Annotated in this window: 12 protein-coding genes and 1 pseudogene; 6 read left to right on the forward strand and 7 right to left on the reverse strand. The window is 71.1% G+C overall.

The genetic code is table 11. The features are described from left to right. Window positions 1-12 precede the first annotated feature (12 nt). The 4 genes and pseudogenes from CM1CMNOD_RS24150 to CM1CMNOD_RS22525 all read left to right on the forward strand — a co-directional run bounded on the left by CM1CMNOD_RS24150 (window position 13) and on the right by CM1CMNOD_RS22525 (window position 928). Window positions 13-120 (forward strand): helix-turn-helix domain-containing protein, encoded by a 108-nt coding sequence (locus CM1CMNOD_RS24150; protein ID WP_431307095.1) that lies wholly within the window; start codon window positions 13-15, stop codon window positions 118-120. Window positions 121-134: 14 nt separating this feature from the next. Beyond that, complete coding sequence (locus CM1CMNOD_RS21925; protein ID WP_157491041.1) at window positions 135-305, forward strand: hypothetical protein; 171 nt, start codon at window positions 135-137, stop codon at window positions 303-305. A gap of 59 nt (window positions 306-364) precedes the next feature. Continuing rightward, window positions 365-730 (forward strand): annotated as a pseudogene (locus CM1CMNOD_RS16450) (ATP-binding protein); the annotation flags it as partial. Window positions 731-745: 15 nt separating this feature from the next. Further along, entirely contained in the window at window positions 746-928 is a 183-nt protein-coding gene (locus CM1CMNOD_RS22525) for a hypothetical protein (protein WP_043603937.1), read from the forward strand. Window position 929: 1 nt separating this feature from the next. On the opposite strand, the gene CM1CMNOD_RS16455 is transcribed toward CM1CMNOD_RS22525, so the two are convergent. From CM1CMNOD_RS16455 to CM1CMNOD_RS16470, 4 genes are all read right to left on the reverse strand, one after another. Further along, complete coding sequence (locus tag CM1CMNOD_RS16455; protein WP_013874714.1) at window positions 930-1,586, reverse strand: TIGR03085 family metal-binding protein; 657 nt, start codon at window positions 1,584-1,586, stop codon at window positions 930-932. Between the two features lie 84 nt (window positions 1,587-1,670). Next, window positions 1,671-2,372: a VIT1/CCC1 transporter family protein gene (locus CM1CMNOD_RS16460; protein WP_013874715.1), complete on the reverse strand. Its 702-nt coding sequence runs from the start codon at window positions 2,370-2,372 to the stop codon at window positions 1,671-1,673. A gap of 68 nt (window positions 2,373-2,440) precedes the next feature. After that, window positions 2,441-2,911, reverse strand: coding sequence for a VOC family protein (locus CM1CMNOD_RS16465; RefSeq protein ID WP_013874716.1), 471 nt, complete (start codon window positions 2,909-2,911; stop codon window positions 2,441-2,443). A 194-nt stretch (window positions 2,912-3,105) separates the two neighbouring features. Continuing rightward, on the reverse strand, window positions 3,106-4,215 hold the full coding sequence (locus CM1CMNOD_RS16470; protein WP_013874717.1) for an amidohydrolase family protein: 1,110 nt from the start codon (window positions 4,213-4,215) through the stop codon (window positions 3,106-3,108). Window positions 4,216-4,245: 30 nt separating this feature from the next. Here CM1CMNOD_RS16470 and CM1CMNOD_RS16475 point away from each other — a divergent pair, with 30 nt between their 5' ends. After that, window positions 4,246-5,040 (forward strand): sulfite exporter TauE/SafE family protein, encoded by a 795-nt coding sequence (locus tag CM1CMNOD_RS16475; RefSeq protein WP_013874718.1) that lies wholly within the window; start codon window positions 4,246-4,248, stop codon window positions 5,038-5,040. Window positions 5,041-5,065: 25 nt separating this feature from the next. On the opposite strand, the gene CM1CMNOD_RS16480 is transcribed toward CM1CMNOD_RS16475, so the two are convergent. After that, window positions 5,066-5,845, reverse strand: coding sequence for an SDR family NAD(P)-dependent oxidoreductase (locus CM1CMNOD_RS16480; protein ID WP_013874719.1), 780 nt, complete (start codon window positions 5,843-5,845; stop codon window positions 5,066-5,068). A gap of 74 nt (window positions 5,846-5,919) precedes the next feature. Here CM1CMNOD_RS16480 and CM1CMNOD_RS16485 point away from each other — a divergent pair, with 74 nt between their 5' ends. Beyond that, the gene (locus CM1CMNOD_RS16485) at window positions 5,920-6,384 is read left to right on the forward strand and encodes a J domain-containing protein (RefSeq protein ID WP_013874720.1); all 465 of its coding nucleotides are present in this window, start codon (window positions 5,920-5,922) and stop codon (window positions 6,382-6,384) included. A gap of 24 nt (window positions 6,385-6,408) precedes the next feature. Here CM1CMNOD_RS16485 and CM1CMNOD_RS16490 read toward each other — a convergent pair whose 3' ends face one another. Further along, entirely contained in the window at window positions 6,409-7,398 is a 990-nt protein-coding gene (locus tag CM1CMNOD_RS16490) for a ketopantoate reductase family protein (protein ID WP_013874721.1), read from the reverse strand. A gap of 185 nt (window positions 7,399-7,583) precedes the next feature. Continuing rightward, window positions 7,584-8,895: carbonic anhydrase (locus CM1CMNOD_RS23280; protein ID WP_278045210.1), on the reverse strand; the 1,312-nt coding region annotated here is incomplete at its 5' end.

The following is an 8,895-nucleotide window of genomic DNA, read 5'->3' on the forward strand; positions in this document are numbered from 1 at the left end:
ATAGGTAGGCGCATCGCCGATGCCCGCGAACGCTCAGGGCTGACGCAGGCCGAACTCGCCTCGGCCGTGTTCCTCGACCGCTCGGCGCTCACCAAGATTGAGAACGGGGCGCGCTCATAGCGGAGAGGCACAACGTGGCCCTACGCCCGACACTGTCGCTGTTGTGCGAGGCGATTCGACTTGAGCTGCTCACGGTGAAGCTTGTATCCGCGCTCGCCGATGATCCGCTCACCGGGGAGTACCGCCTGCCTTTCGAAGCCGGCGGATTCGAGAAGTGGGCCAGCGAGAACGGGCTGCCGCCGTAGCACCTCCGGGGCGGAGCGGACAGGGGCGGCGACGAACCGCGGCTGCGAGCACCGGGCTGACGCAGGTCGGCTTGTGCGGCTCGACCATGTCGGTGATGGGAAAGATGCTCGCCGGCGACACCCCGCTGCGCGGGAGAGCCGGTCTCGAGCTGGTGGTACGCCCGTTCGACTATCCGCTGGCCGCGCGTTTCTGGAACATCGACGATCCGGCTCCGGCCGTTCGTCACCATGCCGTCGTCGGCGGCACGCCGGCCTACCGCGGGTTCGTCAACGACGACTCACCGGAAAGCCTGGCTGACTTCGACGACCGGGTGCTGCGGACGGTACTCAACCCGGCAACTCCCCTGTTCAGGGAAGCTCGCTATCTCCTCGAGGAGGAGGCCGACGTCCGGGATACGGCTCTGTACCTTTCCCTGAGTGAGGCGAAATAGGGCGAGATCATGGGCATCCGGCAGGTCGAGCGGCTGCGCCGGGCCCGCGACCTGCTGGCCGCCAGAGGATTCGACACCCGGGACACAGTGATCGCCTGCTACAGCGGCGCCGGTTTCGATCCCGAACTACACGACACGACCGACCGTCTGCTGACCGTCGGCCTTGAGGATCTCTACGCGGACGGGGGCTGACCTACAGCCCGGAGGGGGCGGCCCGGAAGTCGGCGATGACCGCCTCGTCGCCGCGGATGTCGACGGCGGCCTGCTCCCGGCGGTTGAAGGCGTAGAGCAGCAGTTCGGGGGCCGCGCCGGCGAGGACGACCTGCCGCCCACCGGAGCGCAGCACCAGCCGGCCCTCCCCGTCGGTACGCTCCGCCACGACGCCAACCGGGGACTTGCGGAAACCGATCTTGCCGACCACCTTCAACGCCTTCCACAGCCTGTCCCGCTCGGCGGTGTCGAGATCCCGCTGCTTCCAGTCCGGCTGCGCCCGCCGGACGTCCTCGTTATGGACGAAGTACTCGACATGGTTGAGCAACTCGTCCACCAGCGAGACGTGGGCTGGATGCCACACCGGCGCGCCCTTGCGGACCAGAGCGACAAGATCCTCGTAGGAGTGCGACTTCCGGGTGACCCGTTCGACGCGCTCGGTTACCTTGTGCAGTTGCGGTATCGCGAGCCCGGGCAACGTCTGCGGCTTGCGGTCCCGGGCGACCAGGTGAGCGGCCAGGTCGCGGGTGGTCCAACCGGTGCACAGCGTCGGCTGGTCGGGGCCGAGCTCCAACAGAAGGTCGCTGAGTTCCCGCCGCTCCTGCTGCGCATACCGTTCCTGCGGTGTCAATCGCACCATAGCCAGCACTCTAGCCGCCAGCGCTCCGGTCGCGCATCAGCACGACCGCGCCAGGTGATCGCCGGATGATCATCAGGTACAGGCTCAGCCGACGGTGGTGCCGACAAGAGCGCCAACCGCGGCTGTCACGGCCATGGCGGCCGATCCGCCGAGAACGACACGGATCGCCGCCCGCGTCCGCCGCGCGCCACCGAGCGCGGCGCCGATGGCGCCGAGCAGCGCCAGCCCAACCTCAGTAATCACGATCAGTAACACGACTCTGGCCGTGTCGGAGCCGGCGAGCAACGTCACCAGCGGGAGTGCCGCGCCCAGGGCGAAACTCAGCGCCGAGGCCGCGGCGGCCTGCACCGGACGGGCCGCGCTCTGCGGCGACTGGCCGAGCTCGTCGCGGGCGTGCGCGGCAAGCGGGTCGGTGTGGCTGAACTCCACAGCCACCTCCCGGGCGAGCCGGGGGCTCAGCCCGCGCTGGATGTAGATATCGGTCAGCTCCTCCAGCTCCGCGTCGGGATCGCTCGCGAGCTCCGCGGCCTCGACGGAGAGGTCCTCGCGTTCGGCGTCCTTCTGGGAGCTCACCGAGACGAACTCCCCGGCGGCCATCGACGCCGCCCCGGCGACCAGCCCGGCCAGACCCGCGGTCAGCACGGCCGTCCGGGACGCCGACGACGCGGCCACCCCGAGCATCAGGCTCGCCGTCGACACCAACCCGTCGTCCGCGCCGAGTACCGCGGCGCGCAACCAGCCCAGCCGTCCACCGTAATGCCTCTCCTGGTGCCCTGATCTCGCCACGAGTCCTGAACGCTACCGGCCCAGCCGGCTGCCAACTCGACTGCTGTCAGTTCATCGACACCGTCGGCTCATCTGACACCGTTGCTGTGCGCGCGCTCGGCGGGGCCCCACAGCTCGCGGATGGTCTGGAACACCTTCTGGTTGTGGCTGAACTCGATCACGTTCCCGTCCGGGTCGGTCACCGCGCAGACGTAGCCGACCGGGTCGGGCAGATCCTGCGGCTCCCAGTGCAAACAGCCCGCGGCCCTCGCCCGATCGGCGATCGCGTCTATCTCAGCACGTTGCGTAACCTCGATCCCGATGTGCGCGAACGGGGTCATCGTCGGCTGCCGGTGCCCACGCTCGGCGTTGAACTCGGCCAGGACCAGCACGAACGGGTCCTGCCACTGCCGATCGTTGGACAGCCACGCGCTGCGGCCAGCGGCGTCCTGACGGGTCGCGACCACCACGAGCGGGGTCATCGTCGTGTAGAAGTCGATCGAGGCGTCGATGTCGCTGGACGGGAGGGCCACGTGTGTCCACCGGGGGCGTGTGAGCATCGGAGAACTCCTTGTTTTCCCATCTGGTCGGCTCGCCGTTTCCCGGCGGCCGGCCCGGCGTTTCCCGCCCGGTCGGCCGACGTGGTTGCGCGCCGGACTTCTTCTTCCCGATGTTGTGCCCGAGAACACGGCTTTGCCCACGTCGGGAACCCGACCGCGGAAACGTACTTCCACCAACTGCCCGAACGCCGGTGTTATGCGCCCCTGCCCGCCACCACCCGACCACGCACGACAACCAGCAACGGCTCGGCGAGTACCCGGACGTCCACCCGCGGATCCTCGGAACAGACGACAAAATCCGCCGGTGCCCCTTCGGCCAGCCCGGCGAAACCAAGCCAGGCGCGCGCGGCCCAGGTCGCCGCCGACAGAGCCGCCACCGGAGGCAGCCCGGCCCGTACCAGTTCGGCGACCTCGTCCGCGACAAGGCCGTGCGGCAGCGACCCGCCGGCATCCGTGCCGACGTAGATCGGGATGCCCGCCTCGTGGGCCTGGCGGACGGTGTCGTAGCGACGGGCGTGCAACGCCCGCATGTGCGCGCTGTAGGCGGGGAACTTCTCCACCGCCCCGGCGGCGATGCCCTCGAAGGTGGCGATGTTGACCAGGGTCGGCACGATGGCGACGCCACGCTCGGCGAAGAGGGGAATCGTCTCGGCGGTCAGCCCGCTCGCGTGCTCGACGCAGTCGATCCCGGCCTCGACCAGGTCGGTGAGGGAGTCCTCGGCGAAGCAGTGCGCGGTGACCCGGGCGCCGGCGGCATGGGCCGCCGCGATCGCGGCCTGGGCAGCCTGACGGGGCCAGCAGGCGGCGAGGTCCCCGGTGGCCCGGTCGATCCAGTCACCGACGATCTTCACCCAGCCGTCGCCTCGGCGGGCCTGCTCGGTGACGGTGGCGGCCAGTTCGGCCGGCTCGATCTCCACGGCGTAGTTACGGATGTAGCGTTTCGTCCGGGCGATGTGACGGCCGGCCCGGACCAGCCGGGGCAGGTCCTCACGGTCGTCCACCCACCGGGTGTCCGCGGGCGAGCCCGCGTCCCGGATCAGCAGCGTGCCCGCGTCCCGGTCGGCGCGGATCTGCCGCTCGGCGGTGTCCCGGTCGACCGCGCCGTGGGCGTCCAGCCCCACATGGCAGTGCGCGTCCACCAGGCCGGGCAGCACCCAGCCCGACACCGTGCGCGCGTCGGCGGCGCGGACGCCGGTGGGAGGCGTGAACGTGATCCTGCCGTCCACGGCCCACAGTCCGTCCCGGACCTCCTCGGGGCCGACCAGCACCGGGCCTGTGATCCTCAACGTCTCGGAAGCAGCCACCCCCCCTGTCTAGCCGAAGAGAACGACGACATGCCGCGGGTACGCCGTGAGAGCGTGCATGCCATGGGAGTCCCGGACATGGTGGGCGTCGCGGTCGCCGGCCTGCTGGCCGGAGCGGTGAACGCGGTGGCCGGCGGCGGGACCCTGATCGCTTTCCCCGCGCTGCTCGCCACCGGGATGCCCGCGCTCACCGCGAACGTCACCTGCTCGGTCGGGCTGGTCACCGGATACGCCGGTGGCGCGTTCGGCTACCGCCGGGAGCTGACCGGGCAGGCCGCCCAGCTGCGGGCGCTGGCCGGCCCGGCGCTGCTCGGCGGGCTGGGCGGGGCGGTCGTGCTGCTGGCCGCCCCGGCTGACTCCTTCCGGATGGTCGTTCCCTACCTGGTGCTGATGGCCTGCCTGCTGTTCGGCGTCCAGCCGTGGCTGGCCGCCCTGGTGGCCCGCCGGCGGGGTGCTGGGAGCGAATCAGCTATGACCTGGCCGACCCGCGCCGGGGTGTTCGTGGCCGGGGCCTACGGCTGCTATTTCGGCGCGGGCCTCGGCGTGCTGCTGCTCGGCGTCCTGGGCATCCTCATGCCGGACGACCTCCAGCGCACGAACGCGTCCAAGACCCTGCTGTCGTTCGGCGTCAACGCGGTGGGCATCGCCGTGTTCGTGGTGAGCGCGCGGGTTGCCTGGGGATTCGCCGTGGTCCTGCTGCTGGCCTCCGGCGCCGGTGGGGTGCTCGGCGCACGGGCCGCCCGGCTGCTGCCGGCCACCGCGCTGCGCACGACCGTGATCGCTCTCGGGGTGGTCGTCGCCGTCGTCCTCATCGCCACCGGCTGACGGCCGGAGGGCTGACGGCCGGGTCTCACACCACCGGGGACAGGCCACCGTCGACGTTGAGCGCGGTCCCGGTCACGTAGGAGCTGCGCGGCGAGAGCAGGAAGGTCACGACGTCGGCGAACTCCGCGGCCCGGCCGACACGGCCCAGCGGTATCCGCGCGTCGCGCGCCATCCGTTCGTACAACGTCCGGACGGGGGTGTCGGTGGCGGCGGCCCGCCGTTCCCACTGGCCGCTTTCGACCAGGCCGACCAACACCGCGTTGACCCGGATCCCGTGCGGACCCCATTCGCTGGCGAGCGCCTTGGTCAACGCCAGCCCGGCGGCCCGGGACACCGAGGACGGCAGCGACGCCGCCGGCGGTGCCTTCGCCGCCGTCGCGAGCACGTTGACCACCGCCGCGGCGTCCGAGGCGCGCAGCTGGCCGAGCACCAGACGGGACAGCCGGATCGCCGCGAACAGCTTCAGCTGCAGGTCGTCCTGCCACTGCTGGTCGGTGACGGAGGCCAGTTCCCCGCCCGCGGACCGGCCGGCGTTGTTGACGATCGCGTCCACCTGGCCCCACCGGCTGTGAGCCGCGGTGACGAAACGGTCCAGCGCATCGACGTCGGTGACGTCCGCCGGTACGGCGAGGACGTCCCCGCCGGCGGCGCGCAGCTCGTCCGCGGTGAGCTTCAGGCGGACCTCGTCACGGGCGCAGATCGCCACCCGCGCCCGCTCGGCGACGAGGGCGCGCGCGACGGCCGCCCCCAGCCCGTCGGAGCCCCCGGTGACGAGAACGACCCGCCCGGCGAGCTGCAGATCCATGTGACCTCCGGGACCGGACGGGCTGGGCTGAACGGGTGCTGGCTGGATGTGGCCGGCGGGGTATGGGATGACTCGTGGCTGTGGTCTCACTCTACGACGTCCTCGGGGTGCCACCGGCTGCCTCCCAGGAGCAGATCGTGGCCGCCTACCGGCGGGCGGCGCGGCGCACCCATCCGGACGCCGGTGGCAGCGAGCAGGCCTTCGAGCGGGTCAGCAGGGCGTACGAGGTGCTGGGCGATCCCGAACGGCGGCGTGACTACGACCGGCGCACGCACGCCCACCCCGTGCCCGGCCAGGCGGCCGGTGACGCACCGGGGCGGGCTGGACGGACGGAGTGGGCCGAACGGACGGAGTGGACGGAGTGGGCGCAACGAGGGGTTCGCCGTCGGTATCTGGCGATGATGGCCGTCTGCGTCACGCTGTTCGTACTCGCGGGCGGTGTGATCCGGCTGGTGTCGGTGCCCGCGGCGCTGGCGATGATGCTCGTCGCCGCACTCATTCCCCCGGTTGCCGCCCTCATCGCCAACCGGTCCCGATGAGCGGTTACAGCAGAGAAGTCGCGGTCACAGGCTGGGTGCGAGTTCCACCATGCGTTCCACGTCGGCGCGGTAGGACAGCAGACAGGGCATGGGGACGTCAAGCCGCTCCCCCGTGCGGACGAGATCATCGTAGATTTCGTAGAGGTCCACCGGGCCATACCGGCCGTGGTTCACCGACATACGCTGGAGCAGCTCACCACGGAGCATGAGCCGGACCGCCGGGGTGACGGTGGACGGCGGCAGCAGGAATGGCCGCGCATCCTGCGCGGTACGCACGTCGGCCCCGCGCACCGCGCAGATCTGCATGGCCTCGCGGCCGGCGTGCAACGCGTCATAAACCGCCCGGTTGCTTCGGGTGAAAGGCTCGAAGCCGCGGGCGCGGGCGGCACCGCATATCCATGCGGCGGTGCTCGCGAAATGCACCCACAGCCAGTGTTCCATGTTGGGGTGGATTTCCGGCCGGAAACCGGCCTCGGCGAACAGTGCCACGAGACGGCCCAGGTTCTGCTCGGCGGTGTCGGTCGTCGGGCCGTACAGCGCGTGCCCGGACACGCTCGACCCGAGCATGATCCCGCCCTCGAGCGCACCGTCGAGGATGTTGTCGATGATGCCGCCGCCACCGCGTGGCGCGCCCAGCACGTACTGGTCCTTGCCCAGGTGGGCGTCTATGAGGTCAAGTCCGCGCCAGTTGTTGTTCAGAAACAACACAGTGGCGGAACCGAGGTTGCGCGCCAGTTCCGGCAGGACATCCGGGGTCTGGGTGTGCCGGACGGCGAGCACGACCAGGTCGACGCCGTCCGTGGGACGCAACTCGGTGACAGCATGGGGGCGGAACCGCTCGACGACCTCTCGGCGGCGCCTGCCCCGTACGTCGAGAATCCGCAGGCCGATCCCGTCGGACCAGTGGGCCAGCTGTTCTGGGCGGACCAGCACACTTACGTCATGCCCGGCCCGTGACAGCGCCCAGGCGTGCAGCGTTCCTATCGCTCCGCTGCCGAACACCACAATACGCATACCATCCAGTATCGATTACGGGCCGGGACGTTCGTCAGAGTCGACGGCCCGCACGAAACCGGTACAAGGGCCCGGTCGGCCGGCGGCCTTCCCGCGAAAGAAGGCCCGCCGGCCGACCGCGGCCTTCCCGCGGAAGGCCGTATGTCTTACCTCGATGTCACCGTGCTTTACCTCGATTTCACCGTTCAGGCCGGGGTGCCACGGCGGCGACGGCCGCGATGGCCGTCGAGGGGCGTTTTCCCGGGCCCTCTGGTGTGCGGCGCCGACGGCGGATGCGCTGTGGACGGGCCGGTCGTCGGGCCGGTCGAGGCTGTCGAGGCTGTCGAGGCCGGCGTGTCCCAGCGGCGGGACGCCCGGCGGCGGTGCGGCGCGACCGTGGTCAGCACCTCCGAGGGGTCGACGAAGTAGCCCGACTCCTCGTCGAGCACCCAGGTGTACGCGACGGAGATGTCGAAGTAGAGGCCGACAAGCTGCAGCCGGCCCTGCTCCAGCGCCCCCCGGACGGCGGGATGGGCACGCAGGTGCTCCAACTGCTGGACGACGTTCGCCCGGCCCAACTGCTCCAGCGGGGACAGCCCCTCCGTACCCGGCAGCGGCAGGCGCGCCAGCGCCCCGCGGGCGTGGGTCAGCCACCCCGCCAGCGCGGAGTCCGGATCGTTGTCGAGGTCGCCCGAGAGCAGCGCCTGCATCGCGCCGCACCCGGAATGCCCGCACACCACGATCGAGGGAATCTTCAGGACGGTGACGGCGTAGTCCAGCGCGGCCGTCACGGACAGGTCGCTGCCCGGCGCGATGTGGGCGCCGCGCTCGGACGCGCCGGGCGGGACGAGGTTACCGACGTTACGGATGGTGAAGAGATCACCGGGGCCGCTGCTGGTGATGATGTTCGGAACCACCCGGGAGTCGGCACACGTCAGGAACAACGCGCTGGGGCGCTGCGCCTCGGCGAGCCCGCCGAGGGTGCCACGCAACAGCGGGGCGGCCCGGCGGTGGAACTCGGTCACGCCGACGAGCATCGTGCTGACGGGATGCGCGTGACCGGCCGCGGGCCCGCGGCCGGTCGTACCTGTTCCGATTGACTGCCGAGGATCGGCCGTCGAGGAGTCGTCGGTCTGGTGATCGCTCTGGATGTCGGCGTCCCGCGGGTCGGCCTCCTGGGAGTCGGTGTGCGCGGCGGCCAGCTCCTGCCACTGCGACCAGGGTGCGAACCAGCGGGGCAGGTGCGGGACGACGGTGCGGCGCCGACCGGCCGGAGCGTCCTGGGCGGGCCGGAACCAGGCGTGACCGATCTCGTCGACCGTCACGCTCCCCCCGGCCCGCTCGTGGTCGGTGCACCAGGAGTGCAGATGCTCGAATGCCGCGTGGTCGAGGTAATCCACCACGAGCTCGATCAGCACGGGCGCGCCCCGGGGGATCCGGCCGAGGACCCGGGACAGCCGGGGCAGGGAGACGAAACTCAGGGTCCCCTCGACCTCCACCTGCCGCAGCTCACCGGAG

This window comes from Protofrankia symbiont of Coriaria myrtifolia, from assembly GCF_900634755.1.
GTDB classification, from domain to species: domain Bacteria; phylum Actinomycetota; class Actinomycetes; order Frankiales; family Frankiaceae; genus Protofrankia; species Protofrankia coriariae.